Consider the following 26,511-nt stretch of genomic DNA (forward strand, 5'->3'; position numbering starts at 1 on the left):
GCCACATCCTCGCGGCTCACTCCCCCTGACCCTAAACAAAAGCTATTTACGCCCCGGTTTTCCGTCGTGAGATCCAAAAAACTGTGGCGGATGGTCGACCCAGCGATCCTCACGTGTAGCGGCGTAGACCGGGTTAAGCGGATAATAAATGCGGTTGTATTTTTTGTTCGCCTCACCCACGACTAACAGGCGCACCTCTTCACTGGTGTTATTGATAAAGGTATGGCACACGCCTGTACCTGCCGGGAAACCGACGCTGTCGCCCGGTTCCAGCTTCCATAAATACCCGTTAATCCAGGCCTCAGGATAACCTTCCAGCACGTAGATAAATTCTTCTTCATCGCTTTCAGCGTGCGGGTACGACGTGCGCCGACCCGGCGGCAGGCGTTCATGATGAATACCGAGTCGTCCTAACCCCAACTTGCGGGCAAGCGGCGCACCAATAGCAAATAGCTCATCGCTGTCAGGATAAGTGGAGTCATCAGCCCCCTCAACCTCACGCCAGTGGCGAATACAATCGGGTCTTTTCATGGTTATTTTCCAGTATTGCGATGCGTCAGGTATAGCACACCACGGTGGATCTCGGCGTTTTAAGCAGAACATGTTAAAGTAAGGGATTAACCTTCCACGCAAATCGAGGCGCCAAATGGACAAAACCACTACGCAAGAGTTATTGGCTCAAGCTGAAAAACTCTGCGCGCAACGCAACGTGCGGCTTACGCCACAACGCCTCGAAGTACTGCGCCTGATGAGCCTGCAGGAAGGTGCGATCAGCGCCTATGACCTGCTCGACCTGTTGCGGGAAACTGAGCCACAGGCTAAACCACCTACCGTATATCGTGCGCTCGATTTTCTGCTGGAACAAGGTTTCGTGCACAAGGTGGAATCCACCAACAGCTATGTACTTTGTCATCTGTTCGATCAGCCAACCCACAGTTCCGCAATGTTCATTTGCGACCGCTGTGGCGTGGTAAAAGAAGAGTGTGCGGAAGGCGTGGAAGACATTATGCATACGCTGGCGGCAAAAATGGGCTTTGCACTGCGGCATAACGTTATTGAAGCCCACGGGCTGTGTCCGGCCTGTGTGGAAGTTGAATCTTGCCGCCATCCTGGCGAGTGCCAGCATGACCATACGATTCAGGTGAAGAAGAAAGTTGGGCGCTAGGTAAGCGGGAGAGCGTACATCCTTGTACTCTCAGGAGGGAAGGGTTAATTACCAGCGGTAATCATTACGTTTTTCCCAATCGTTAACTTCTTTCTCCGCCTGATCTTTCGCGTAACCGTAACGCTCCTGGACTTTACCGACCAGTTGGTCACGTTTACCTTCAATGACCGTCATATCATCATCGGTCAGTTTGCCCCATTGCTCTTTCACTTTACCTTTAAACTGCTTCCAGTTGCCGCCGACTTCGTCTTTATTCATCATCAAGTCCTCATCGTTAGGTTGTGAATAGCGAGAGTGCCATGTCCAGACACATGCTGTTTTTGCTGGACGTGAGAATAAGTGTAGTCAGTGATTCTGGGTTTTATTTACTATTCGGAATTTTTAACCATCCCGCTCAGGCAAACCAGGTTCCATTACGCCAGTGACGTCGCCAGATAAAGGCCAGTGAAAGCCCGCGCAACGCCAGGAAAACGGTTAACGCCAACCACAAGCCATGGTTTCCCAGCCACGGCAAAGTCAGTAGCGTTAATGCGAATCCTGTGGCAGCAACGGCCATACTGTTGCGCATTTCTGCCGCGCGCGTCGCGCCAATAAACATTCCGTCGAGCAGATAACACCAGACACCCACCAGCGGTAACACCACCTGCCAGAAAAGATAGCGATCGGCCAGCTGTTGGATCTGCGGCAGCGAGGTCAGCAGCGCAACAATCTGCTCGCCAAACAGGGCATAAACCAGCGAAAACAAAATAGCCACAATACCGGACTGTCGGCAGGCCGCCCGCCAGACGTCCAGCAACTGGCTACCGTCTCGCGCCCCATAGGCCTGGCCCGAATGCGCTTCCACGGCATAGGCAAATCCATCCAGCGCGTAGGCGGTAAAGGTTAACAGGGTCATCAGAACGGCATTAACCGCAATGATATCGCCTCCCAGACGCGCACCCAGCACCGTGATTGCGCCAAAACAGAGCTGCAGCAGTAGCGAGCGCAACATGATGTCACGGTTAAGCGCCAGCAAACGGCGGAAGTTGCCACGCCACGCCTGCTTCAGCATTGCCAGCGAAATTCCGCGCATATGCAGGACTTTGCGCACCATCATCAGGCCGATCAGCAAGGTGGCATATTCAGCAATCACCGTTGCCAGTGCCGCACCCTGCACGTTCATATGCAGGCCCATCACCAGCCATATATCGAGCACAATGTTGAGAATATTACCGACAATCAACAAGATAACCGGCGCACGCGCATACTGAACGCCAAGCAGCCAGCCGAGCAGCACCAGATTCGCCAGCGAGGCGGGTGCGCTTAACCAGCGAATTTCGAGGAAACGTCGGGCCTGCTCCAGTACCGCTTCACTTCCGCCAACAATGTGCAGAGCCAGATCGATAATCGGCGTACGAAAAAGTGCGATAAGCAACCCTGCTCCCAGCGCCAGCATGAGCGGCTGCACCAGTGCGCGCGCCAGCGCCTGCGGATTTTTCGCACCAAATGCCTGGGCGGTAAGACCGGTGGTGCTCATGCGCAAAAAAAGCAGCAGCATAAAAAGAAAACTGGTTGCCGTAGCACCAACCGCAACACCGCCAAGATAGACCGGACTATCCAGATGACCAATCACCGCGGTATCCACCAGTCCCAGCAGGGGAACGGTGATATTGGAAAAGATCATGGGTAAGGCGAGGTGCCAGAGTGCTTTATCAGAAGAGGTAAAGAAAGGCATACAGGAGGGCCTGAGAAGAAGTTAGACGTACTGGATAATGTGATGCAGGCCCGGCAAGCGCAGCGCTACCGGGCACGTTGCCGGATGGCGACGTCATCGTCTTATCCGGCCTACAGGGATTCAACAGAAAATTACAGCCATTCACCGTTACGGATGACGCCTACTGCCAGCCCTTCAATAGTGAAGTTTTGTTCGCGCAGGTCGACAACGATAGGTTTGAATTCGCTGTTTTCTGGCAGGAGTTCAACCTTGTTTCCCTGCTTTTTCAGGCGCTTAACCGTAACTTCGTCATCAATACGAGCAACAACAACCTGGCCGTTACGCACGTCCTGGGTTTTATGCACAGCGAGTAAATCACCGTCCATAATCCCGATATCTTTCATCGACATACCGCTAACGCGCAGAAGAAAATCGGCGTTCGGTTTGAACAGTGAAGGATCGACTTGATAGTGGCCTTCGATGTGCTGCTGCGCCAGAAGTGGCTCACCGGCTGCCACGCGCCCCACAAGCGGTAACCCTTCTTCTTCTTCCTGCAACAGTCGAATACCGCGCGATGCGCCGGATACAATTTCCAGCACACCTTTACGCGCCAGCGCTTTCAGGTGTTCTTCAGCTGCGTTTGGGGAACGGAACCCCAAACGCTGCGCGATCTCCGCACGCGTCGGTGGCATACCTGTCTGGCTGATGTGATCTCTAATGAGATCAAACACCTCTTGTTGCCTGGCCGTTAACGCTTTCATTCCGCCCCCTGGGTGTATATACAGTTATGCTGTGAGTATATACAGCTAAAGGCGATTTTGGAACCGCAAACTGCACAAAAAACAGGAGATTTATGCAGTTGTGGAAGCCTTATCGCAAATGCGACCACAACAGGATGCCCCAGGTGATTAGAGCGACAAAAATAGACAGCAATACCGCCGCCGACCCCATATCTTTCGCCCGACCGGAAAGTTCGTGGTACTCAGAACCAATACGATCAACCACCGCTTCAATCGCACTGTTGAGGATTTCAACGATCATCACCAGCATCACAGAACCAATCAACAACACGCGGGTAATTGCATCAACATCCAGCCAGCAGGCGATGGCGACGCCCAGCAGGACAGCAACACTTTCCTGACGGAATGCCGCCTCATTAATCCATGCGGCGCGAAAACCTTTCCAGGAATAACCTGCAGCTTTGATAATTCGGGTGAATCCAGTGGTATTATTGGCCATCAAAAAGAACCTTTTTACATTATTAGCGTCAATGTCATTGTAACGTTACCCCGTTTGTTCAGGGTGTGGCAAAGCAGCGCGAAGTATGACCGGATACCACAGAAATTCACTAAACTTTCTGATATCCTTGCAGCGCATTTGCATTATTAACCAGAGGCTTTACATCGTTTATGTCCGGCTGGCCACGAATTTACTACAAATTACTGAATTTACCATTAAGCGTCCTGGTAAAAAGCAAGTCTATTCCAGCAGAACCTGCTCCGGAATTGGGACTCGATACTTCGCGTCCCATTATGTACGTCCTACCGTACAATTCGAAAGCTGACTTGCTGACGCTGCGTGCCCAATGTCTGGTGCACGACCTCCCCGATCCCCTGGAACCACTAGAGATAGACGGAACGCTGTTACCGCGCTACGTGTTTATTCACGGCGGTCCGCGTGTATTCACCTATTACACGCCGAAAGAAGAGTCCATCAAGCTGTTCCACAACTATCTCGACTTGCATCGCAGCAATCCAGATCTGGATGTGCAGATGGTGCCGGTTTCGGTGATGTTTGGCCGTGCGCCGGGGCGTGAAAAAGGCGAGGTCAATCCGCCGTTACGTATGCTAAACGGCGTACAGAAATTCTTTGCGGTGTCCTGGCTGGGTCGCGACAGTTTTGTCCGCTTCTCTCCGTCGGTCTCTCTGCGCCGTATGGCGGATGAACATGGTACGGATAAGATCATCGCTCAGAAGCTGGCACGCGTGGCGCGTATGCACTTTGCTCGCCAGCGCCTGGCCGCTGTCGGCCCGCGCCTCCCTGCCCGCCAGGATCTGTTTAATAAGCTGTTAGCTTCAAAAGCGATCGCTCGTGCGGTAGAAGATGAAGCGCGCAGTAAAAAAATCTCCCACGAAAAAGCGCAGCAAAATGCCATTGCGCTGATGGAAGAGATTGCCGCCAACTTCTCCTACGAAATGATTCGTTTGACGGACCGTATTCTGGGCTTTACCTGGAACCGTCTGTATCAGGGGATTAACGTTCACAATGCTGAACGTGTACGCCAGTTGGCGCACGATGGGCATGAAATCGTGTACGTTCCGTGCCACCGCAGCCATATGGACTATATGCTGCTGTCGTACGTTCTGTACCACCAGGGTCTGGTGCCGCCGCACATCGCAGCCGGTATCAACCTGAACTTCTGGCCAGCGGGTCCGATTTTCCGCCGTCTGGGCGCGTTCTTTATTCGTCGTACCTTCAAGGGCAACAAGCTCTATTCCACCGTATTCCGTGAATACCTGGGCGAGCTGTTCAGCCGCGGTTACTCGGTTGAGTACTTTGTCGAAGGGGGCCGTTCACGTACCGGTCGTCTGCTCGACCCGAAAACCGGCACGCTGTCGATGACTATTCAGGCGATGCTGCGCGGCGGTACGCGCCCGATTACCCTCGTTCCTATTTACATCGGCTATGAGCACGTTATGGAAGTGGGCACCTACGCGAAAGAGCTGCGTGGCGCGACGAAAGAGAAAGAAAGCCTGCCGCAAATGCTGCGTGGCTTAAGCAAGCTGCGTAACCTGGGTCAGGGCTACGTCAACTTTGGTGAACCAATGCCATTGATGACTTACCTCAACCAGCATGTGCCGGAGTGGCGTGAATCTATCGACCCTATCGAGTCTATCCGCCCGGCCTGGCTGACGCCGACGGTGAATAACATTGCCGCCGATTTGATGGTGCGCATTAACAACGCAGGCGCGGCCAACGCCATGAACCTGTGCTGTACTGCTTTACTGGCCTCCCGCCAGCGCTCTCTGACCCGTGAACAGCTGACTGAACAACTCGACTGCTACCTGAGCCTGCTGCGCAACGTGCCGTATGCTGCGGATTCGACGGTGCCGGCACAGAGCGCCAGTGAACTGATCGACCACGCCTTGCAGATGAACAAGTTTGAGGTCGAGAAAGACACTATCGGTGACATCATTATTCTGCCGCGCGAGCAGGCGGTATTGATGACCTACTACCGCAATAACATTGCGCATATGCTGGTTCTGCCTTCGTTGATGGCAGCCATTGTGACTCAGCATCGTCGTATTTCACGCGCCGCGTTGCAGCAGCATATTGATGCGCTGTACCCGATGTTAAAAGCGGAGCTGTTCTTACGCTGGGAGCGTGATGAGCTTGCCGGGGTGATTGACGAACTGGCCAGCGAAATGCAGCGCCAGGGACTCATCACCCTGACCGATGACGAACTGCATATCAATCCAGCCCGCTCCCGCACGCTACAGCTGCTGGCCGCAGGTGCTCGCGAGACGTTGCAGCGCTACGCCATTACCTTCTGGCTGCTGAGCGCGAACCCGTCCATCAACCGTGGCACGCTGGAGAAAGAAAGCCGCACCGTGGCGCAACGCCTCTCAGTGCTGCACGGCATTAACGCGCCGGAATTCTTCGATAAAGCCGTGTTCAGCTCTCTGGTGCTGACGCTGCGTGACGAGGGATTCATCAGCGATACCGGAGATGCCGAACCGGAAGAGACGATGAAGATCTATCAGATGCTGGCCGAACTGGTCACGTCAGATGTGCGTCTGACCATCGAGAGCGCCACTCAGGGCGAGTAAGCATAAAAAAACCGGTCGGAATGACCGGTTTTTTATTTTGCAGGCTAAGCCAAAATCAAAAATGCCAGTAGCTCATTGCCAGGCCTAAGAACAGCACCAGACCGACGTAGTTATTGTTCATAAACGCTTTAAAGCAGGCATCACGTTCACGGTTGACGATCAGTTTCTGCTGATAGACAAACAGTGCGCCCGCCACCAGCAGAGACCAGTAATAGCCCAGTCCCAACCCGTTTAGCCAGCCCACCAGCGCCATCAGCACCAGCACGCCTACCTGCAAAATACCAATAATCAGCTTGTCGTTCTGACCGAACAGGATCGCGGTCGATTTAATGCCGATCTTCAGGTCATCATCCCGGTCAACCATGGCATACTGCGTATCATAAGCCACCGCCCAGAGAATATTCGCAAGGAACATCAGCCAGCAGCTCAGCGGTACGGATTCACTCACGGCGGCGAACGCCATCGGGATCGACCAGCCAAACGCCGCCCCCAGCACCACCTGCGGCAGATGCGTATAGCGCTTCATAAACGGGTAAACCCACGCTAATGCTAATGCCGCAACGGACAACAAAATGGTCATCGTGTTGAGGGTCAAAACCAGCAGGAAGGCCAGCAGCACCAGTACCACAAACAGCGTTCGGGCTTCTTTCTCGGTGACAGCCCCACTCGGCAGCGGTCGATTCGCGGTGCGTTTGACGTGCCCGTCAAATTTCCTGTCGGCATAATCATTCACCACGCATCCGGCGGCGCGCATTAACCAAACGCCAGCGACAAAAACCGCCAGAATCCACAGTTGCGGCATGCCTGGGGTCGCCACCCACAGAGCCCACAGCGTAGGCCAGAGCAGCAGTAAGGCGCCGATTGGCTTATCCGTACGCATCAAGCGGTGAAACGCCAGCAGCTTATTCTGCGTCAGACTCCACTCCATCTTTATTTTCCTCTCAGTACAACGGCGACGCAGGCAGAAAAAGCTCGGTAAGCATCAGTGGCTTACCGCTCAGCCGCAGGCGGGAACGACGCCCCCACAGCGCTGCATCGCGGCCAATCTCAATAAAATCTCGGGTCAATGTCGATGACGTAAACAGGTAGCGTCCGAGCGGGGTTTTCCCCAGGTTCTGTAAGGCCAGTTCAGGGCCGCACAAGGTTGATTCAGGCACCACGGTACGCCCGGCAAGCCAGGGTTCACCATCCGCGCATAACAGGATTTCGCGTAACCAATAGCGGGACTCTTTGGGCAGCAGAGTCAGTTCTTCAGCCACCTCATTTTGCCCAACGAACGCTTCGCGAATCAACGTGACGGTGACTTCTTTGCCCTGCTGCTCAAAACGTTTGGTCATGGAATCTTCCAGTAACAACCAGTCGAGCAGTTGGGCGTCCAGCGCCGGAATCGCATCAAAATAACGCAGCGCACGCAGTTGCGTTAACGCAGGGTGTGGCATGCCTTACTCTCCGATTTATAACCTAAAGGCATTGTATCGCAGAAAAGGCATTACGGGGTGAGCAAACACGATTAAGTGATCGGTAGGGCAACATAAGTGTAACAATTCGCACCGAAGGATAAAAAAAGGTGCGCCAGGAGACGCACCAGTTGTTGCAAAATCAACAATGTGGGGAGATGTTTACCCCTTGCCTTTTACACTGCTGATAAAGGTGGATCGGGCAGATTTGGATCCCAGACGTTCCGCTTCATCAAGCAGCTTCAGCGCTTTATCAACATCGCCTTTTGCAACTGCATCCTTAATCGCCTGATTAAAATAGCTTTCCGTGTCGTTCAGCATTGGCTCGCTTTTCTTCACCGGCTGCGGCGCTGGAGCGGCAACGGCTGCCGCCGGAGCCGCATAAGTCACTGCAGGCGCGGCGGTATTACCAACCGTAACAGGGCCAGGGCCGGAAGAACCGAACAGCGGCCCGACCAGCACGCTGGAGGAGGAGCTGGTTTTGACTTTCAGTTTCAGCAGACCATCGGTGGTGTGGCGGGCAATCGGGTCCGGAATATCCGGAACAGCGTTACCGACGCCCTTGGCATAAGCTTTCGCCGGGTCGAGCAGGGTCGTGGTCTGCTGGAGATCTTTATCTGTGGTAAAGACCAGAACATACAGTTTTTGCTGGCCCAGCGCTGGCGTCAGACGCATTACGCCTTCCAGACGATCGGCACTCATCACGCCGGGCTCCTGGTAGGTGAAATAGCTGCTGGGGAAGAACGCAGATGGCGTCATGTTTTGGTCAAGAATTAAGACGTTTGGCGCAAATACGCTGGTTTGTTTGTTGACTTCACTGGACAGCGTCAGGGTCAGTTCGCCAATGTTCGCCGGTACGCTATAGGCCGCGACCGGGCCAGTAATACCAGCAACATCTAAAGGCTGACCTGCATTGGCAAGCTGTGTGGACTGAGTTTTAGATTGATCAACCGGCGTCCAGGTTAACTGTTGCAGCGCAGCAGTGGGGATTGTTGGGGCCGCGGTGGTGTTCTGCGGAACAATATTTACATCGGCCAGGCTGATGCCAGGCGCGCTGGCAAATAACCCTGCAGATAAACAAAGTGCAACGAGACTTTTCTTCATTTTCATTGTTATCACCTCAGATAGCATGGGTTCAGCGGTGGCCAGGCAATAGCGCGCTAAACCGTAATCAAGAGGGGCTTGCGCCCCTCTTTCGGTCTTTACGTCAGGTTAGTGCTGAATTACCACCAGATCTCCATCTGAGCACCGAAGGACCACTCATCGCTGTCGCCACGGCTGGTTGTGCTGATACCAGAGTTCGTTGCAGCTGCGTATTTAGATACGTTGTTACCATTTTTGATGTAACCCCACTCTTCATCCCATTTTGCATAGGTTGCGAAGACACGGATTGCCGGACGAGACCAGATGCTGTCGCCAGCCTGCCATTGTTGCGCCAGGGTGATTTTGTATTGGCTGTTGCGATCGCCAGTCTGTTGAGATTTGACGTTGTCGTAGCCGACTTCCATCAGGGTGCTCATGATTGGTGTCCATTTGTACATCGGACGAATACCCACGGTGTACCATTCAGTACCCAGGTCGTTATCCATGTCGATATTCTGATACATACCGACGTACATCAGGTCCCACTTGTCGCCCAGAGAGATAGCACCGTGGTCAAGTACGCGCACCAGGCTACCGTTGTTATTGATGTTGTTGTTTACATGATGGATAACGGGATCATTTGGTGTTGCCTGGGTATCGAAGGTTGAACCGTAAGTACCCTGCGAGCCACCTTTACCCTGCGTGGTCATCGCATCAGTTGCATACTGAACCACGAACTTGTTATAGCCCTTCAGCATGCTCTGAGTATGTTCTGCAGTGAACATCCAGCCATCTTTAGAAGCGCTATCCGCGTAGCTATAACCGTCAGTTTTATTCGCACGACCGTAGTCAACACCCAGTTCCAGCATGCCGTCCGGGTTAATGGCCATCTGCGCTAAACGCATGTCGAATACGTCGTTCGCAGTATCTTTGGATGTGTCGTAGATATTCTGGCTACTGAAGGTGTAAGAACCACCCGCTTCCTGAGAACGGGTTGCGGCCAGAGACAGTTTACCGAAGCCCAGATCGATGTTTTCAATACCGGCACCAGGACCTGAAATATCCCAGTAGTAGAAGTCGATCATGTGGACGTCATGACGCTGATAGAAACGTTTACCGGCCCAGATGGTGGAACCCGGCAGCCATTCAATCAGGTTTTTACCCTGCACGTTGGCTTCGCGGAAAGCAGGATCGGTCGCTTCCCAGTCATTTTGCTGTGCAACGGAGTAGGCAACGTTAGTGTCGAAGTAGAAGCTCTTATCGCCCTCTTTCCACACTTCCTGACCTAATTTAATTTCCGCATAGGTTTCACATTCGTTACCAAGACGGTATTTACTTTGTGCACCTGTTGCCTGGAAACATTGTTGTTCACCGCCGCTACCTGTCCAGCCAATGCCGGAACGAGCATAACCATGGAAATCCACAGCCATTGCCTGAACAGACATAATGCCTGCTGCTACAGCAACCGCCAGAGGGAGTTTGCGCAGAGTAATCATCGTTCTATCTCCTGAGATCATTGCTTTTCTTTGAACGCTTCACCTTGACGGATTTGCGTTTTTTTTAATGGGACACCTTAAACGCCCGGCTCTTGGTGCAACCGACGACATGCAGTGCCATCCTCACGGAACAGATGGCAACGCTCTGGCGGCAGGCCGATAGCGAATGTGGCACCCTCTTCTACCAACACCACGTCGTTCTGGCGGTAAACCAGGTTTTGACGGATGGCGGGGATCTGGATATGAATTTGTGTTTCGTGACCAAGCTGCTCGACCACCTGCACTTCACCTTCGAGGGTGACATCGGCGATATCGCTGGGCAGCAGATGTTCCGGGCGGATACCTAAAGACATGTTGGCACCAACCTGTACCGCATGGCTGTCTACCGGGAGCCAGACTTGCTGGCGGTTTGGTAATTCAACCTGCACCTGATCAATCGCCGTTGCGGTAACTTTCACCGGCAGGAAGTTCATTTTTGGCGAACCGATAAAGCCCGCGACAAAGCGGTCAGCCGGGTAGTGATACAGTTCCAGAGGCTTACCAACCTGCGCGACGCGACCGGCATCCAGCACCACAATTTTGTCGGCCAGCGTCATCGCTTCGACCTGATCGTGGGTGACGTAAATCATCGTGCGGCCGAGACGTTTATGCAGGCGGGATATTTCAATACGCATCTGCACGCGCAGAGCAGCGTCGAGGTTCGACAGTGGTTCGTCCAGCAGGAATACGCGCGGTTCGGCGACCAGCGTACGGCCAATCGCCACACGCTGACGTTGTCCGCCGGAAAGCGCTTTCGGTTTACGCTCCAGCAGGTGCGCCAGTTGCAGAACTTCCGCAACCTGATTCACGCGCTGGTTCATCACCTCTTTTTTCGCCCCGGCCAGTTTGAGGCCGAACGACATGTTCTCCGCGACAGACAAATGGGGATACAACGCGTAGGACTGAAAGACCATGCCCACGCCGCGTTCGGCGGGCGGAATGTCGTTCATCCGGGTCTCCCCGATAAACAGGTCACCACTGGTGATGGTTTCAAGTCCGGCGATCATACGCAGCAAGGTCGACTTACCGCAGCCTGACGGTCCGACAAACACCACGAATTCCCCTTCGTGAATGTCGAGATTGATATCTTTCGATACCACCACGTCACCCCAGGCTTTCGTTACATTTCGTAGCTGTACGCTCGCCATGCCCTTCTCCCTTCGTTACAACCTGTCATCGACAGCAACATTCATGATGGGCTGACTATGCGCGATCCCTTGACTGCGTGAATCCTCCACCCCCCGGCTTTTTTATGGGGGAGGAGGCGGGAGGATGAGAGAGCAGCGTCTGAGACCCGGGCCACCAGCCTCAGAGGAATTTCGTGATGCAGCCTGCAAAAATCGGTGGGTTTTTATGTGCGCCAGTACGCAATACTCACATTTATGTAACACAGATCACATAAAGAGCGGGTGGGGCGTAGGGGTAAGGAGGATGGAAAGAGGTTGTCGTATAAAGAAACTAGTAACCGTTAAGCCACCTCTGCAAAATCACCAAACAGGATGGGAACTATGAAAATCAAAACTGGCGCACGCATCCTCGCATTGTCTGCATTAACGACGATGATGTTTTCCGCCTCGGCTCTCGCCAAGATTGAAGAAGGTAAGCTGGTTATCTGGATTAACGGCGACAAAGGCTATAACGGCCTCGCTGAAGTGGGCAAAAAATTCGAGAAAGACACCGGGATCAAAGTCACTATTGAGCACCCTGACAAACTGGAAGAGAAATTCCCGCAGGTTGCCGCGACTGGCGACGGTCCGGACATCATCTTCTGGGCACATGACCGTTTTGGAGGCTACGCTCAGTCTGGCCTGCTGGCTGAAATCACGCCTGACAAAGCGTTCCAGGACAAGCTCTATCCGTTCACCTGGGATGCCGTACGCTATAACGGCAAACTGATTGCCTACCCGATCGCCGTGGAAGCGCTGTCGCTGATTTACAACAAAGACCTCGTTCCAAATCCACCGAAAACCTGGGAAGAAATTCCTGCACTGAATAAAGAGCTGAAGGCGAAAGGTAAATCCGCGCTGATGTTCAACCTGCAAGAACCGTACTTCACCTGGCCGCTGATTGCCGCCGACGGCGGTTACGCGTTCAAGTTTGAAAACGGCAAGTACGACGTGAAAGATGTTGGCGTGGATAGCGCTGGCGCGAAAGCGGGTCTGACCTTCCTGGTTGATCTGATCAAGAACAAACACATGAACGCGGATACCGATTACTCCATCGCCGAAGCGGCCTTTAACAAAGGCGATACCGCGATGACCATCAACGGTCCGTGGGCGTGGTCCAACATCGATAAGAGCAAAATCAACTACGGCGTCACGCTACTGCCAACCTTCAAAGGCAAAGCGTCTAAACCGTTTGTTGGCGTTCTGAGCGCCGGTATCAACGCCGCCAGCCCGAACAAAGAACTGGCGAAAGAGTTCCTCGAAAACTACCTGCTGACCGATCAAGGTCTGGATGAAGTGAACAAGGACAAACCGCTGGGCGCCGTTGCGCTGAAATCCTTCCAGGATCAGTTAGCGAAAGACCCACGTATCGCCGCCACCATGGATAACGCCCAGAAAGGCGAAATCATGCCGAACATCCCACAGATGTCCGCATTCTGGTATGCCGTTCGTACCGCAGTGATCAACGCAGCCAGCGGCCGTCAGACCGTCGATGCCGCACTGAAGGACGCGCAGGGTCGTATCACCAAGTAATGCAGTTGTGAACGTGCCGGATGGCGGCATAAATGCCTTATCCGGCCTACAGGGTATGTAGGCCTGATAAGCGCAGCGCCATCAGGCACGCTGACCAACAGGTTTTCATTGTTGTTGAGGATTGAACCCCATGGATGTCATTAAAAAGAAACACTGGTGGCAAAGCGACACGCTGAAATGGTCAGTGATGGGTCTGCTTGGGCTGCTGGTCGGTTACCTTGTTGTTTTGATGTACGCTCAGGGGGAGTACCTGTTTGCCATCATGACGCTGATTTTAAGCTCTGCTGGCCTGTATATTTTCGCTAACCGTAAAGCCTATGCCTGGCGCTATGTTTACCCGGGCGTTGCCGGTATGGGGCTGTTTGTCCTGTTTCCGCTGGTTTGTACGATCGCCATTGCTTTTACCAACTACAGCAGTACCAACCAGCTGACATTTGAACGTGCTCAGGAAGTCCTGATGGATCGTTCGTACCAGGCTGGCAAAACCTACAACTTTGGCCTGTATCCGGCGGGTGATGAGTGGCAACTGGCCCTCACCGACGGTGAAACCGGCAAGAATTACCTTTCTGACGCCTTTAAATTTGGCGGCGAGCAGAAACTGCAACTGAAAGAAGCCGAGGCGCTACCGGCAGGCGAACGTGCAACGCTGCGTATCATCACGCAGAATCGCCAGGCGCTTACCCAATTGACCGCCATCCTGCCGGATGAAAGCAAAGTTACCATGAGTTCGCTGCGCCAGTTTTCCGGCACGCAGCCACTTTATACACTCACTGAAGACGGCACTCTCACCAACAGCCAGAGCGGCGTAAAATACCGCGCCAACAACGATATTGGTTATTATCAGGCGATTAACGCTGACGGTAGCTGGGGTAGCGAAAAACTCAGCCCGGGCTACACCGTTGCCATCGGCTGGGATAACTTCACCCGCGTGTTTACCGACGAAGGCATCCAGAAACCATTCTTCGCCATCTTCGTCTGGACGGTGGTCTTCTCGGTACTGACCGTTATTTTGACCGTTGCCGTGGGCATGGTGCTGGCCTGTCTCGTACAGTGGGAGTCTCTCAAAGGCAAAGCGATTTACCGCGTCCTGCTGATTCTTCCGTATGCCGTACCGTCGTTTATCTCGATTCTGATTTTCAAGGGCTTATTCAACCAGAGCTTTGGTGAAATCAACATGATGCTGAGCGCGCTGTTTGGCATCAAACCGGCCTGGTTCAGCGACCCAACCACCGCGCGTTCGATGATTATTATCGTCAACACCTGGCTCGGTTATCCATACATGATGATCCTGTGCATGGGTCTGCTGAAAGCGATTCCTGACGACCTATATGAAGCCTCGGCGATGGATGGCGCAGGTCCGTTCCAGAACTTCTTTAAGATTACGCTACCGCTGCTGATTAAGCCGCTGACGCCGCTGATGATCGCCAGCTTCGCCTTTAACTTTAACAACTTCGTGCTGATTCAGCTGTTGACCAACGGTGGTCCGGACCGTCTTGGTACCACCACACCAGCCGGTTATACCGACCTGCTCGTGAGCTACACCTACCGTATCGCCTTTGAAGGCGGCGGTGGTCAGGACTTCGGTCTGGCGGCGGCGATTGCCACGCTGATCTTCCTGCTGGTTGGTGCGCTGGCGATTGTGAACCTGAAAGCCACACGTATGAAGTTTGATTAAGGGAGATAACGACAATGGCTATGGTCCAACCGAAATCACAAAAGTTACGTTTATTCGCAACGCACTTAGGGCTGCTGATTTTTATCGCGGCGATCATGTTCCCGCTGCTGATGGTTATCGCTATCTCGCTGCGCGAAGGTAACTTTGCCACCGGCAGCCTGATCCCGGAAAACATCTCCTGGGAACACTGGAAACTGGCGCTGGGCTTTAGCGTTGAACACGCGGATGGCCGCGTGACGCCACCGCCGTTCCCGGTACTGTTATGGCTGTGGAACTCGGTGAAAGTGGCCAGCATTACCGCGATCGGTATCGTGACGCTTTCCACTACCTGTGCTTACGCCTTTGCTCGTATGCGTTTCCCGGGCAAAGCAACCCTGCTGAAAGGGATGCTGATTTTCCAGATGTTCCCGGCGGTGCTGTCTCTGGTCGCGTTGTATGCTTTGTTTGATCGCCTGGGCCAGTACATTCCGTTTATCGGCCTGAACACGCACGGCGGCGTGATCTTCGCCTACCTCGGCGGTATTGCGCTGCATGTATGGACGATAAAGGGCTATTTCGAAACTATCGATGGTTCACTGGAAGAAGCGGCCGCGCTGGATGGCGCTACGCCATGGCAGGCATTCCGCCTGGTGCTGCTGCCGCTTTCCGTTCCGATTCTGGCGGTCGTGTTTATTCTGTCTTTCATTGCCGCTATTACCGAAGTACCGGTCGCGTCACTGCTGCTGCGTGATGTGAACAGCTACACCCTTGCGGTAGGTATGCAGCAGTACCTCAATCCACAGAACTATTTGTGGGGCGACTTTGCCGCCGCGGCTGTACTTTCCGCTATTCCGATCACTCTGGTGTTCTTGCTGGCGCAGCGCTGGCTAGTCAACGGTCTGACCGCGGGTGGTGTGAAAGGTTAAGTTTTACCGAAGTACCTGCCCGGCAACGGGCAATGCCACTGCAACCCTCAACTTATGTTATCCCAACCTGTGACTGTTATTCGGCGCTCTACGGAGCGCCCTTTTTTTATGTTATTTTGCATCACTGTTACGATTATTTCCTTTCGTGCTCTCCATCACTGCAATTCTATTTCCTGTCTGAATATAGATAAATTAAACAGAATTAAGATCACAGAAAAGACAAAACGTAATTGCAATGTAAAAAATGATAATTGTCTTCCCTGCCTGTTAAATTCACCATCACGACACTGATCAAAAGAGCTGTATCCTCTAAGGCAGGTCTGAATGAACTCTCAATATAATTCCAGTTATATTTTTTCGATTACATTAGTGGCAACGTTAGGAGGGCTATTATTCGGCTACGACACTGCGGTCATATCCGGAACGGTAGAATCCCTGAATACTGTGTTTGTCGCGCCACAACATTTAAGTGAATCCGCCGCCAACTCGCTGTTGGGCTTTTGCGTCGCCAGTGCGTTGATAGGCTGCATCATCGGCGGTGCACTGGGCGGCTATTGCAGTAACCGGTTTGGCCGCCGGGACTCGCTGAAAATTGCGGCTCTGCTGTTCTTTATTTCCGGTATTGGTTCCGCCTGGCCGGAATTAGGCTTTACGACGATTAATCCTGATAATTCCGTACCTGTTTATTTGGCCGGATACGTTCCCGAATTTGTTATTTATCGTATCATTGGTGGTATTGGCGTAGGTTTAGCCTCAATGCTCTCACCAATGTATATTGCTGAACTGGCACCCGCACATATTCGTGGAAAACTGGTGTCATTTAACCAATTCGCCATTATTTTTGGTCAACTGTTGGTGTATTGCGTTAACTATTTTATCGCCCGTTCTGGCGACGCTAACTGGTTGAATACCGATGGCTGGCGCTATATGTTTGCGTCCGAAAGTATTCCCGCCCTGCTGTTTTTACTGCTGCTGTACACCGTGCCAGAAAGCCCGCGCTGGCTAATGGCGCGTGGCAGACACGAGCAGGCGGAAGGTATTCTGCGCAAAATTATGGGCAGCACCCTCGCCACCCAGGCCATGCAGGAGATCAATCAGTCTCTGGACCATGGTCGTAAAACCGGTGGTCGCCTGCTGATGTTTGGCGCAGGCGTTATCGTCATCGGCGTAATGCTGTCTATCTTCCAGCAATTCGTCGGTATTAACGTCGTGCTCTACTACGCCCCAGAGGTGTTTAAAACGCTGGGAGCCAGCACCGATGTGGCGCTGTTACAGACCATCATTGTTGGCGTGATCAACCTGAGCTTTACCGTGCTGGCGATTATGACGGTGGATAAATTTGGTCGCAAACCGCTGCAGATTATTGGCGCTCTGGGCATGGCCATCGGTATGTTCAGCCTCGGTACCGCGTTTTATACCCAGGCTTCCGGGCTGGTTGCACTGCTGTCGATGCTGTTTTACGTCGCCGCATTCGCCATGTCCTGGGGACCGGTTTGCTGGGTGCTGCTGGCAGAAATCTTCCCCAATGCGATTCGCGGCAAAGCGCTCGCCATTGCGGTGGCCGCACAATGGCTGGCGAACTATTTCGTCTCCTGGACCTTCCCGATGATGGACAAAAATTCGTGGCTGGTTTCCCATTTTCACAACGGTTTCTCCTACTGGATTTACGGTTGTATGGGTATTCTGGCGGCGCTGTTTATGTGGAAGTTTGTACCGGAAACCAAAGGCAAAACGCTGGAAGAACTTGAAGAACTGTGGGAACCCGCCGCAGAGAAAACCCAGCCTGCCTCTGCGCAGTAATCCTGACCTGCAACACGCCGCAGCCCGATTGCGGCGTGTTGTCTTTTACTCTCGCTTCAGCCGTTTTGAATTACACAGCCACAAGGTGATCACCAGCAGCAGGATCGCCGCGGAATAGATCAGCACATCCATCGGTGCTTTATGATCGACAATGATCAACCGCACAATCGCGGTGATCCCGATATAAACAAAATAGCGCAACGGAAAGTGAAACCCCGACTGAAAGTACTTCACAATCAGCGCGATAAATTCAAAATAGAGGAAGTAAACCACCAGCCCTTCCACCAGCTCATACTTGCTGGTTTGTTCCGGCGCGAACAGCACATCCGCCAGATGCAGCGTTTCTTTCCCGAGGAATACAACCAGGATCAGGCCCAGACTCAGCAGTCCCAGATTCAACACGGTCTGTAAGATGGTGGAGATAAACTCCACTCGCGGACGAGATAGCGACGTCATAACAGCACCTCTTACTCAGTGGCGAGGTTCATGTATAACGCAAAAATGTGACAGAGATCTACATTTTTTGTTTATGTTTTGTGCAAGAAAGGTCAGCGGGGAATGATGAATGTCACGACACATTTCACAGGATGAAGTATGCAGCTAAGACAATCCGCTGTCCGCAACGTGACCTACGGTGAGAACGTGGTAATTTATGAACCCGCAAATCTCTACAATTGCACATTGGGTGACAACGTTTTTGTCGGGCCATTTGTTGAAATCCAGGGTAATACGCAAATTGGCGCAGACAGCAAAATTCAGTCGCACACCTTCATCTGCGAATATGTCACCCTGGGTGCCCGCTGTTTTATCGGTCATGGCGTGATGTTCGCCAACGATATGTTTCGCGAAGGAAAACCCAACGCCGACCGCAACAGTTGGGGAAGAATTTCGATTGGCAACGATGTCTCAATCGGCAGTGGAGCGACCATTCTGGCGGTCACCATCTGCGATGGCGCGGTCATCGGTGCGGGGAGCGTGGTGACCAAATCGATCACCGAGAAAGGCGTGTATGCAGGAAACCCGGCAAAATTATTGCGTCGCCTGTAACTTGCCAGTTGACGGCGTAAACGCCTTATCCGGCCTGCAGTACAGGCAGGATAAGCGTAGCGTCATCCGGCTGGCAAACGGCTCGATTAACGGAAGTTCTCACTTCTGTCGCTGGTCATGTCGTACAGACCAAACTTACGTCCAAGCTGCTGGCCGCCATCACGCGTTAACGGCGTCCAGCCAATCGCCGCACGGCTGCGGGTCGGACCTGACGAGAACAGATCCAGCGGCACGGATACGTACACCCCTTTGGTAAAATCACCCTCTCCGTACTCATCCGGCGAGGCGTCGGTGATGGTCGCATAGCCGCCTACCACAACGCCGCTGTCAAAGCGCTTCGCCACTTCCAGCGTTCCGCCCTTATCTCCCGCCAGATACTGGCCCACGCTGGCTTTCACCAGTACATCCTGAGCGAATGACGGATTCCAGTACGCCGTCAAATGCCCGGTCTTCACGCTGTAGTCGGTGAATTTCATCATGTCCTGCGCGCTACGCCAGTCACGCTGTTTCACGTAGTTGGCATCAACACCAAACGCCCAGTTGCTGTCTAACGGACGATACAACACTTCTGCCCCCGCTCCGCCGTACATGGTTTCCAGATAACCAGCGTAAACCTGTCCGTAGAACCCGTTTCCGAGTGACTGGAAGTAGTTGGCCTGTAGGTTATTCACGTAGACATCGTTTTGCACATACTCGCGCACATGGGTACGCACTCGTGGCAAATGCGAATCCTGCGGCGGGTTGGTGTAGTTAAATTTGTCATAGTTATTGGCGAGGTTGGCGAACAAACTCCCGGTGGTCAGCAGGTGATCGGTAACCCACCAATCCGCCGTTCCCATCACGCCCAACTGATACATATAGAAGTTTTCCGGGCCGCCCACCGACTGGTTAAGCACCGGATCGATGTGGAAATCGAAGCGTGACTTATCGATATACCAGCCCTGCTCGGTCTTTTTCGGCACCACGGGCTCAACACGTTTTTGCGCCAGCTGGGTTTCATGGCCCAACGGTTCACCTTCCAGATGACGCTTGAGGCTGGAAACCTCCGTTTCGGTCGTCACCTGCGGCAAGTTAAGACGATTTTCCGTAATACGGATCGTGCGGATCCCGTCGGGAAGATCGTTCATCACGATCCGGTTGGCACGTTCGATCCCTTCGCGCGAATCACGGTATTTCACCTGTTCACCGGTCACATACAGCGTATCGCCCTGCACCTGAATTTTAGGATCGGCCAGTCCGGCGTTATATTTCAGCAGCGTTAGCTGATTCGCCACCACCGAATGTTGCAGGATGGCATCCTGCGGCTGTGGCTGATATTTCGGGCGGGCGTTGTCGTTATAGTTTGGTCGCAGATCGTTGAAGTTAGTCCGCAGCGTGACCCCAAACATAAAGGTGTTCCCGCGCTCATAGCTGAGGTTAACGTCGGCCCAATCGGTGACGCGATAAATAGCGCCGACGTTAAACTTGCTCTTCTGATCCAGCTTGCCCGCAAAATCCTGCTGGTAATTGTTTCCCTCATACTCCAGTTTCAGACGCAACGGCTGCCAGGGCGTCTGATACTCGACGCCGCCAAACAGTGATGCCGGGCCGTGGAACATCTGGCTGCCGTCAATAGAACCGGCCTGCTTGTAGCTGTTATCGCGATAGCAGAATTTATCGCTGTATGAGCAAAACGGATTGCTGACGTTACCGCTGGTCCCGAGATATCCCCAGCCCAGGCCAAGCGAGAAATCAAACGGCCCCCAGGCTTTATTCGCCACAATATACTCCGCATCGAACAGGCCAGTTCCGCCAATATCTCGCGCGCCAACCGCCACCTGCGGCATCCAGTAGCTCTCTTCCCACAGCCGTAGTTTGAGATCAAAAGCTTTATCCTTGTAAGTCTGATCGCCAGAAAACGACTCCACGCTACTGTATTTTTTGGTACGCACATCGGTGTAGCGCAGCGTGGTTTCCAACCACGGGAAGAGCTGCACCGACGCAGAGTAGTAGCGGTACTGATCGTTATCGCGGTAATTGAGGCTCATTTCGCCCTCACGTGCCATGCGTGCGGTTGGGGTTTGCAGCAGCCCCACGCCGCCAAAATCGGACTGCGAAGGTCCAATGGGCGCGGGCCAGGTTTCACCGTGGCAGGCAACGCTTACGCCCAGCGCCAGTAAGCTGAGCAGGTTAGTTTTTCTCATTATTCGGGTATCCGCTGGGTCAGGGTGCGAAGAATGTCGGCATTAATTTCATCCGGGGTGCTGCTCCAGACAGCATCAGAGAGTCCGACATAAATGATGCTGCCGGGCATCGGCTCAACGTGACGTTTGTTCCAGTAAGCGACCGGTACTTTTTGCGTGCGCCCGTCAGGATAGATAACCCAGGCGAAGCTACGATCCGCGCCGCTGAGCCGACTTTGCCCATCGAGATAACTGGCAACATCACGCCCGGGCATAAACGGTTGTTTACCCGGATGGCTTAGCATGCCAAACAGCGTGATATGCGTTGGCTGCGCTCCGACCCACAGCGTGTAATTGCCCTGCAACGGCGGGTTGCCTCGCTCGCTGACGCGCACCACATCCGGGTCAAGGTTAATTTTCTGTCTGCCGGTCACCTTCAGCGCCTGAATTTGCTGGCGTAAGGTGTTGATAGCCTCGGCATCGTCACCGCTTTCTTCAGCACTCAGCGCTGCCAGACGAGCCAGTAATGCCTGCTGCTGACGTCCCGCCTCCATCGTTGCCCGCTCTTCGCTGATAACCGCGCCTGGCCACCAGCTATTGCTCAACCGCGGCTGTCCAACCAGGTCGAGCAGATGTTCGGCCCCGGTCAGCGTTTTTGGCTCTTCGCTGGCGGAGGTAAAGACCTTAACGCTGCCCGCAGCAAAAACAGACGCTGCGCTCAGGCTCAACAGCAGCGCCATAACGACTCGTTTGATCATGATTTTGCCGCCTTAATCAGCGTGGTTTTCACCGGGAAGTAATGCGCGCCAAGATACTGTTCCGACTGGCGAATCTGCCCTTCACTGTCGATCCAGTAGCGGTTATGCCAGCGCGTTTGATCGGTAGTTATCTCTTCATCGAGGATCCGTACCGGGGTGTCATCGCTGCCGACCTTGATGGTGTCTGCGCCATCCCATTTGAAAACCGATCGCGCGGTGGCATAGCGTACCTGCTGATGTTCAGTCCAGCCCATTGTGCGGGTCCACGTTGCGCCATCGACTATCTGATTGGGTTTGATGAGTGGGTCTTCCGCCAGATTATTCACCTCAATTAGGTTGTCCCCGCCGAGATGCGTTTTCACAATGCGCCCATGCTGCGTGACGAGAATAGCCCGATCCTGAGTCACCCATTTCTGCTGTCCGTTTTCCGCAAATGCGAGTACCACAAACAGTTGGGGACCGCCGTTTAGCTGCATATACTGGCTGGCGTAGGGCATATTTTGGATTTCATCGTCCGTCATCTGTACGCCGGGAGTACCAAACACGCTATCCCACAGCGAATGCCCCAACCCTTCGGTGGTGGCTGAGCACGCCTGCAGTAACAGGCAAACCATTATGAGCGCTGGTCGCTTCACGACGTTTCTCCGCATTATTGCCGGGTGGCGCAACGCTTATCCGGCCTACAAATCCCACATACTTTTAGCAATTCAAAATAACCACACCGAAGTGTGGTTAGAATTAAACGTACCTTTATTACTGGGTACTGGTGGTTGTGGTGGTTGTGGTTCCGGTATTAGAACCATCGCCGCCACCGGTCGCCGCCAGGGCGACCCCCACTGCAGAACTTACGGTGCTCACGCTGGTTGCGGAGGAACTTCCTGCCGAAACCGACGCGGCAGCCGACCCTGCTGCCTCACCCACCTGAACGGGGGCGGCATAGACAGAAGTCGCCGCAAGCGCAGATATAGCCCACAGGCCATACAGAACTTTTTTCATCACAAATTCCCTTCATTGTATGAATGGAGATTTACCCAAAAGAATTTCGGGCGAGATCGAGTATACACAAGCCAAAGTGTGCAAATTACGCCACGCGGGAATTTAGGATAATTAGATAACGAAAGGAAAAATGATTAAAAAATACAACAAAAACAATTAAATCAATAAATTAAAATATAAAAATTAAAATGCAATATCCGGTAAATCCGAAAACATCAGAAATTGAATAACATTAATAAAATTATTTTAGGATTAAGCTCAATTAAGGTATGAAGTTAGAACGTAGATATCCTGGAGCATTCTTATAAAAAAGCCGATATTAATATCGGCTTTTTATTTCATTAATGCCGGATGCGGCTAAACGCCTTATCCGGCCTACAAGTGTGTGCTATCAGGCACGCCAGGACTTATAACGGTTAATCAAACCGTTGGTAGAACTGTCGTGGCTGCTCACTTCGGAACCATCTTTCAGCTCTGGCAGAATGCGGTTCGCCAGCTGTTTGCCCAGCTCAACGCCCCACTGGTCAAAGGTGAAGATGTTCAGGATAGCGCCCTGAGTGAAGATTTTGTGTTCGTACAGTGCAATCAGCGCACCCAGGCTGAACGGCGTGATTTCGCGCAGCAGGATGGAGTTCGTTGGGCGGTTACCTTCGAACACTTTGAACGGCACAACGTGGTCCAACGTTGCCGGATCTTTACCCTGGTCGCGGTATTCCTGCTCAACCACTTCACGAGATTTACCGAATGCCAGTGCTTCGGTTTGCGCGAAGAAGTTAGACAGCAGTTTCGGATGGTGATCCGACAGCGGGTTGTGGGTGATGGCCGGCGCGATGAAATCGCATGGAACCATTTTGGTGCCCTGGTGGATCAGCTGGTAGAACGCATGCTGGCCGTTAGTACCCGGCTCACCCCAGATGATTGGGCCAGTCTGGTAATCCACCGCATTGCCGTTACGGTCAACGTATTTACCGTTGGATTCCATGTTACCCTGCTGGAAGTAAGCCGCGAAACGGTGCATATACTGGTCATACGGCAGAATCGCTTCGGTTTCGGCACCGAAGAAGTTGTTGTACCAGATACCGATCAGCGCCAGCAGCACCGGCAGGTTTTTCTCAGCCGGAGTGGTGGAGAAGTGTTTGTCCATCGCATGCGCGCCGGAGAGCAGCTCAACAAAGTTGTCGAAGCCTACGGACAGGATGATGGACAGACCGATTGCAGACCACAGGGAGTAACGACCGCCAACCCAGTCCCAGAACTCGAACATATTGGCAGTATCAATTCCGAACTCGCCAACCGCTTTACCGTTAGTGGAGAGCGCAGCGAAGTGTTTGGCAACGTGCTTGTTGTCGCCTGCGGTCGCCAGGAACCAATCACGCGCGCTGTGGGCGTTGGTCATGGTTTCCTGGGTGGTGAAGGTTTTGGAAGCGACCAGGAACAGCGTGGTTTCCGGGTTCACTTTCTTCAGCACTTCGGCAATGTGCGTACCATCGACGTTAGACACAAAGTGCATGTTCAGGTGATTTTTGTAAGGACGCAGCGCTTCAGTCACCATGAACGGGCCGAGGTCAGAACCGCCGATACCGATGTTTACTACATCAGTGATGGCTTTACCGGTATAGCCTTTCCAGCTTCCGGAGATGATCGCTTCAGAGAAGGATTTCATCTTCTCCAGCACAGCATTCACTTCCGGCATGACATCTTTGCCGTCAACGATGATAGGCGTATTGCTACGGTTGCGTAGCGCCACGTGCAGCACGGCACGGTCTTCAGTGCGGTTGATTTTCTCACCGGAGAACATGGACTTGATGGCACCCGCCAAATCGGTTTCTTTCGCCAGATCCTGCAGTTTAGCCAGCGTCTCTTCAGTGATGCGGTTTTTGGAGAAATCCACCAGCATCAAATCGTCAAACGTCGCGGAAAACTTAGTGAAACGATCGCTATCTTTCGCGAAAAGATCCGCGATAGTAACGTCTTTCATTTCTTCAAAGTGTTTTTGTAGTGCCTGCCAGGCTGAGGTCTGCGTTGGATTGATGTTTTTCATTAGCAATACTCTTCTGATTTTGAGAATTGTGACTGAGATCGATTGTAACGCCAGTCACAGAAAAGTGTGATTGTTTTAATGCCATTGCCAGGGCATCCGCCAAACGTGGCTAAAAAGTATAGCGGTTATCAGCGTTGTTATTAGTACCGTTACTCAACGCAGTTGCAGCATGAAAAATCCGCATAATCCCAGCGTTGACAGTGCAAGCTACACATTTTATTTATAAATACGGTATTTGCATTTGCGCCTGCACCGGTTTCTGTTCTGCCTTATGTGCCATGGTCGCTCTATTCATTCCCTGACACGAGGTAGTTATGACTGATGTAGTTGTCTCCAAATTTGGCGGTACCAGCGTGGCGGATTTTGATGCCATGAATCGCAGCGCTGATGTAGTACTTTCTGATGCTAACGTCCGTGTAGTGGTACTTTCCGCTTCTGCGGGAATCACCAACCTGCTGGTCGCACTGGCTGAAGGGCTGGAGCCAACCGCGCGCTTCGAAAAACTCGATGCCATTCGTCAAATTCAGTTCAATATTCTGGAACGCCTGCGTTATCCAAACGTGATACGTGAAGAGATCGACCGTCTGCTGGAAAACATCACCACGCTGGCAGAAGCAGCGTCACTGGCGACCTCAACCGCGCTGACCGACGAACTGGTTAGCCACGGTGAACTGATGTCTACCCTGCTGTTCGTCGAGATCCTGCGTGAACGCAACGTGCAGGCGCAGTGGTTTGACGTACGTAAAGTGATGCGCACCAACGATCGTTTTGGCCGCGCAGAACCTGACGTCGCGGCGCTGGCCGAACTGGCAACGCTCCAGTTGGCCCCGCGTCTGAGCGAAGGTCTGGTGATTACTCAGGGCTTTATCGGCAGTGAAGGTAAAGGCCGCACCACCACGTTGGGGCGCGGCGGGAGCGATTATACGGCTGCCCTGCTGGCCGAAGCGCTGCACGCCACGCGCGTCGATATCTGGACCGATGTTCCTGGCATTTACACGACCGATCCCCGCGTTGTTCCGGCGGCGCAGCGTATTGATGAAATCGCCTTTGAAGAGGCCGCAGAAATGGCGACCTTTGGCGCGAAAGTGCTGCACCCGGCAACGTTGTTACCTGCCGTACGTAGCGACATCCCGGTGTTTGTTGGCTCCAGTAAGGATCCAAAAGCAGGCGGTACGCTGGTATGCAATAAAACCGCGAATCCACCGCTGTTCCGGGCGCTGGCACTGCGTCGTAAGCAAACGCTGCTGACGCTGCATAGCCTGAATATGCTGCACTCTCGCGGCTTTTTGGCGGAAGTGTTCGGCATCCTGGCGCGCCACAACATCTCGGTAGATTTAATTACCACATCCGAAGTCAGCGTGGCGCTGACGCTGGATACCACCGGTTCGACCTCCACCGGCGATACACTGTTAACACAGTCTCTGCTGATGGAACTGTCTGCCCTGTGTCGGGTTGAAGTGGAAGAAGGCCTGGCGCTGGTGGCACTGATTGGCAACGACCTGTCCAAAGCCTGTGGCGTGGGTAAAGAGGTGTTCGGCGTACTGGAGCCATTCAACATCCGCATGATTTGCTACGGCGCGTCCAGCCATAACCTGTGCTTCCTGGTGCCCGGTACTGAAGCCGAACAGGTGGTACAGAAGCTGCACCATAATTTGTTTGAATAAA

Annotated in this window: 24 protein-coding genes; 8 read left to right on the plus strand and 16 right to left on the minus strand. The window is 53.1% G+C overall.

From position 1 onward, the window contains the following. Positions 1-42: 42 nt before the first annotated feature. Entirely contained in the window at positions 43-531 is a 489-nt protein-coding gene (locus JQN59_RS22275) for a cupin domain-containing protein (protein ID WP_003031710.1), read from the minus strand. A 115-nt stretch (positions 532-646) separates the two neighbouring features. On the opposite strand from JQN59_RS22275, the gene zur reads away from it, so the two are divergent. Next, positions 647-1,165: a zinc uptake transcriptional repressor Zur gene (zur, locus tag JQN59_RS22280; RefSeq protein ID WP_003031709.1), complete on the plus strand. Its 519-nt coding sequence runs from the start codon at positions 647-649 to the stop codon at positions 1,163-1,165. 48 nt (positions 1,166-1,213) lie between these two features. Here the strand turns inward: zur and JQN59_RS22285 are convergent, their stop codons facing one another. The 4 genes from JQN59_RS22285 to JQN59_RS22300 form a co-directional block, all read right to left on the minus strand. Beyond that, entirely contained in the window at positions 1,214-1,423 is a 210-nt protein-coding gene (locus tag JQN59_RS22285) for a CsbD family protein (RefSeq protein ID WP_003031706.1), read from the minus strand. A gap of 136 nt (positions 1,424-1,559) precedes the next feature. Beyond that, a complete protein-coding gene (dinF, locus tag JQN59_RS22290; RefSeq protein ID WP_079935026.1) occupies positions 1,560-2,879 on the minus strand; it encodes an MATE family efflux transporter DinF in 1,320 nt (439 codons plus the stop codon). A 131-nt stretch (positions 2,880-3,010) separates the two neighbouring features. Beyond that, the gene (gene lexA, locus JQN59_RS22295; protein WP_003826596.1) at positions 3,011-3,619 is read right to left on the minus strand and encodes a transcriptional repressor LexA; all 609 of its coding nucleotides are present in this window, start codon (positions 3,617-3,619) and stop codon (positions 3,011-3,013) included. A 109-nt stretch (positions 3,620-3,728) separates the two neighbouring features. Then, positions 3,729-4,097 (minus strand): diacylglycerol kinase, encoded by a 369-nt coding sequence (locus tag JQN59_RS22300; RefSeq protein ID WP_003826594.1) that lies wholly within the window; start codon positions 4,095-4,097, stop codon positions 3,729-3,731. A 170-nt stretch (positions 4,098-4,267) separates the two neighbouring features. Between JQN59_RS22300 and plsB the strand changes: the two genes are divergently transcribed. Continuing rightward, positions 4,268-6,688 carry a glycerol-3-phosphate 1-O-acyltransferase PlsB gene (gene plsB / locus JQN59_RS22305; protein WP_008786919.1) on the plus strand — a complete coding sequence of 807 codons (2,421 nt, stop codon included), beginning with the start codon at positions 4,268-4,270 and terminating at the stop codon, positions 6,686-6,688. 55 nt (positions 6,689-6,743) lie between these two features. On the opposite strand, the gene ubiA is transcribed toward plsB, so the two are convergent. The 5 genes from ubiA to malK all read right to left on the minus strand — a co-directional run bounded on the left by ubiA (position 6,744) and on the right by malK (position 11,911). Further along, positions 6,744-7,616 (minus strand): 4-hydroxybenzoate octaprenyltransferase, encoded by an 873-nt coding sequence (gene ubiA / locus JQN59_RS22310; RefSeq protein WP_003826589.1) that lies wholly within the window; start codon positions 7,614-7,616, stop codon positions 6,744-6,746. 13 nt (positions 7,617-7,629) lie between these two features. Next, a complete protein-coding gene (gene ubiC / locus JQN59_RS22315; protein ID WP_032942095.1) occupies positions 7,630-8,127 on the minus strand; it encodes a chorismate lyase in 498 nt (165 codons plus the stop codon). A 180-nt stretch (positions 8,128-8,307) separates the two neighbouring features. After that, positions 8,308-9,255, minus strand: coding sequence for a maltose operon protein MalM (malM, locus tag JQN59_RS22320; RefSeq protein ID WP_149607437.1), 948 nt, complete (start codon positions 9,253-9,255; stop codon positions 8,308-8,310). A 113-nt stretch (positions 9,256-9,368) separates the two neighbouring features. Further along, positions 9,369-10,724: a maltoporin gene (locus JQN59_RS22325; protein ID WP_149607438.1), complete on the minus strand. Its 1,356-nt coding sequence runs from the start codon at positions 10,722-10,724 to the stop codon at positions 9,369-9,371. Positions 10,725-10,801: 77 nt separating this feature from the next. Further along, a complete protein-coding gene (gene malK / locus JQN59_RS22330) occupies positions 10,802-11,911 on the minus strand; it encodes a maltose/maltodextrin ABC transporter ATP-binding protein MalK (protein WP_008786916.1) in 1,110 nt (369 codons plus the stop codon). A 360-nt stretch (positions 11,912-12,271) separates the two neighbouring features. Between malK and malE the strand changes: the two genes are divergently transcribed. The 4 genes from malE (at position 12,272) to xylE (ending at position 17,842) form a co-directional block, all read left to right on the plus strand. Next, a complete protein-coding gene (gene malE, locus JQN59_RS22335; RefSeq protein WP_149607439.1) occupies positions 12,272-13,462 on the plus strand; it encodes a maltose/maltodextrin ABC transporter substrate-binding protein MalE in 1,191 nt (396 codons plus the stop codon). Positions 13,463-13,592: 130 nt separating this feature from the next. Beyond that, positions 13,593-15,137, plus strand: a complete 1,545-nt coding sequence (malF, locus tag JQN59_RS22340) for a maltose ABC transporter permease MalF (protein WP_048215136.1) — start codon at positions 13,593-13,595, stop codon at positions 15,135-15,137. A gap of 14 nt (positions 15,138-15,151) precedes the next feature. Then, a complete protein-coding gene (gene malG / locus JQN59_RS22345; RefSeq protein ID WP_003826575.1) occupies positions 15,152-16,042 on the plus strand; it encodes a maltose ABC transporter permease MalG in 891 nt (296 codons plus the stop codon). A gap of 324 nt (positions 16,043-16,366) precedes the next feature. After that, the gene (gene xylE, locus JQN59_RS22350) at positions 16,367-17,842 is read left to right on the plus strand and encodes a D-xylose transporter XylE (protein ID WP_032942091.1); all 1,476 of its coding nucleotides are present in this window, start codon (positions 16,367-16,369) and stop codon (positions 17,840-17,842) included. A gap of 45 nt (positions 17,843-17,887) precedes the next feature. On the opposite strand, the gene psiE is transcribed toward xylE, so the two are convergent. Beyond that, positions 17,888-18,298 (minus strand): phosphate-starvation-inducible protein PsiE, encoded by a 411-nt coding sequence (gene psiE, locus JQN59_RS22355; RefSeq protein ID WP_003031674.1) that lies wholly within the window; start codon positions 18,296-18,298, stop codon positions 17,888-17,890. 138 nt (positions 18,299-18,436) lie between these two features. On the opposite strand from psiE, the gene JQN59_RS22360 reads away from it, so the two are divergent. Beyond that, positions 18,437-18,889, plus strand: a complete 453-nt coding sequence (locus JQN59_RS22360; RefSeq protein ID WP_149607440.1) for an acyltransferase — start codon at positions 18,437-18,439, stop codon at positions 18,887-18,889. A gap of 86 nt (positions 18,890-18,975) precedes the next feature. Here the strand turns inward: JQN59_RS22360 and JQN59_RS22365 are convergent, their stop codons facing one another. The 5 genes from JQN59_RS22365 to pgi all read right to left on the minus strand — a co-directional run bounded on the left by JQN59_RS22365 (position 18,976) and on the right by pgi (position 24,846). Next, the gene (locus JQN59_RS22365; RefSeq protein ID WP_149607441.1) at positions 18,976-21,072 is read right to left on the minus strand and encodes a YjbH domain-containing protein; all 2,097 of its coding nucleotides are present in this window, start codon (positions 21,070-21,072) and stop codon (positions 18,976-18,978) included. Next, positions 21,072-21,809, minus strand: a complete 738-nt coding sequence (locus JQN59_RS22370; RefSeq protein WP_149607442.1) for a capsule biosynthesis GfcC family protein — start codon at positions 21,807-21,809, stop codon at positions 21,072-21,074. Before JQN59_RS22370 ends, JQN59_RS22365 begins: the two co-directional genes overlap by 1 nt. After that, positions 21,806-22,444, minus strand: coding sequence for a YjbF family lipoprotein (locus JQN59_RS22375; RefSeq protein WP_020996091.1), 639 nt, complete (start codon positions 22,442-22,444; stop codon positions 21,806-21,808). Before JQN59_RS22375 ends, JQN59_RS22370 begins: the two co-directional genes overlap by 4 nt. Before the next feature lie 118 nt (positions 22,445-22,562). Then, positions 22,563-22,805, minus strand: coding sequence for an exopolysaccharide production protein YjbE (gene yjbE / locus JQN59_RS22380; protein ID WP_003826562.1), 243 nt, complete (start codon positions 22,803-22,805; stop codon positions 22,563-22,565). Between the two features lie 391 nt (positions 22,806-23,196). Continuing rightward, positions 23,197-24,846, minus strand: coding sequence for a glucose-6-phosphate isomerase (pgi, locus tag JQN59_RS22385; protein ID WP_003826559.1), 1,650 nt, complete (start codon positions 24,844-24,846; stop codon positions 23,197-23,199). Positions 24,847-25,160: 314 nt separating this feature from the next. Here pgi and lysC point away from each other — a divergent pair, with 314 nt between their 5' ends. Next, positions 25,161-26,510 (plus strand): lysine-sensitive aspartokinase 3, encoded by a 1,350-nt coding sequence (gene lysC, locus JQN59_RS22390; RefSeq protein ID WP_032942084.1) that lies wholly within the window; start codon positions 25,161-25,163, stop codon positions 26,508-26,510. Position 26,511 lies beyond the last annotated feature (1 nt).

This window comes from Citrobacter sp. B72 (assembly GCF_016894305.1).
Classification (GTDB): Bacteria; Pseudomonadota; Gammaproteobacteria; order Enterobacterales; family Enterobacteriaceae; genus Citrobacter; species Citrobacter portucalensis.

Bases quoted from the DNA above. Each gene is read 5' to 3' on its own strand.
- JQN59_RS22275 (WP_003031710.1), bottom strand. From the start codon at position 531: ATGAAAAGACCCGATTGTATTCGCCACTGGCGTGAGGTTGAGGGGGCT.
- zur (WP_003031709.1), top strand. From the start codon at position 647: ATGGACAAAACCACTACGCAAGAGTTATTGGCTCAAGCTGAAAAACTC.
- JQN59_RS22285 (WP_003031706.1), bottom strand. From the start codon at position 1,423: ATGAATAAAGACGAAGTCGGCGGCAACTGGAAGCAGTTTAAAGGTAAA.
- dinF (WP_079935026.1), bottom strand. From the start codon at position 2,879: ATGCCTTTCTTTACCTCTTCTGATAAAGCACTCTGGCACCTCGCCTTA.
- lexA (WP_003826596.1), bottom strand. From the start codon at position 3,619: ATGAAAGCGTTAACGGCCAGGCAACAAGAGGTGTTTGATCTCATTAGA.
- JQN59_RS22300 (WP_003826594.1), bottom strand. From the start codon at position 4,097: ATGGCCAATAATACCACTGGATTCACCCGAATTATCAAAGCTGCAGGT.
- plsB (WP_008786919.1), top strand. From the start codon at position 4,268: ATGTCCGGCTGGCCACGAATTTACTACAAATTACTGAATTTACCATTA.
- ubiA (WP_003826589.1), bottom strand. From the start codon at position 7,616: ATGGAGTGGAGTCTGACGCAGAATAAGCTGCTGGCGTTTCACCGCTTG.
- ubiC (WP_032942095.1), bottom strand. From the start codon at position 8,127: ATGCCACACCCTGCGTTAACGCAACTGCGTGCGCTGCGTTATTTTGAT.
- malM (WP_149607437.1), bottom strand. From the start codon at position 9,255: ATGAAAATGAAGAAAAGTCTCGTTGCACTTTGTTTATCTGCAGGGTTA.
- JQN59_RS22325 (WP_149607438.1), bottom strand. From the start codon at position 10,724: ATGATTACTCTGCGCAAACTCCCTCTGGCGGTTGCTGTAGCAGCAGGC.
- malK (WP_008786916.1), bottom strand. From the start codon at position 11,911: ATGGCGAGCGTACAGCTACGAAATGTAACGAAAGCCTGGGGTGACGTG.
- malE (WP_149607439.1), top strand. From the start codon at position 12,272: ATGAAAATCAAAACTGGCGCACGCATCCTCGCATTGTCTGCATTAACG.
- malF (WP_048215136.1), top strand. From the start codon at position 13,593: ATGGATGTCATTAAAAAGAAACACTGGTGGCAAAGCGACACGCTGAAA.
- malG (WP_003826575.1), top strand. From the start codon at position 15,152: ATGGCTATGGTCCAACCGAAATCACAAAAGTTACGTTTATTCGCAACG.
- xylE (WP_032942091.1), top strand. From the start codon at position 16,367: ATGAACTCTCAATATAATTCCAGTTATATTTTTTCGATTACATTAGTG.
- psiE (WP_003031674.1), bottom strand. From the start codon at position 18,298: ATGACGTCGCTATCTCGTCCGCGAGTGGAGTTTATCTCCACCATCTTA.
- JQN59_RS22360 (WP_149607440.1), top strand. From the start codon at position 18,437: ATGCAGCTAAGACAATCCGCTGTCCGCAACGTGACCTACGGTGAGAAC.
- JQN59_RS22365 (WP_149607441.1), bottom strand. From the start codon at position 21,072: ATGAGAAAAACTAACCTGCTCAGCTTACTGGCGCTGGGCGTAAGCGTT.
- JQN59_RS22370 (WP_149607442.1), bottom strand. From the start codon at position 21,809: ATGATCAAACGAGTCGTTATGGCGCTGCTGTTGAGCCTGAGCGCAGCG.
- yjbE (WP_003826562.1), bottom strand. From the start codon at position 22,805: ATGAAAAAAGTTCTGTATGGCCTGTGGGCTATATCTGCGCTTGCGGCG.
- pgi (WP_003826559.1), bottom strand. From the start codon at position 24,846: ATGAAAAACATCAATCCAACGCAGACCTCAGCCTGGCAGGCACTACAA.
- lysC (WP_032942084.1), top strand. From the start codon at position 25,161: ATGACTGATGTAGTTGTCTCCAAATTTGGCGGTACCAGCGTGGCGGAT.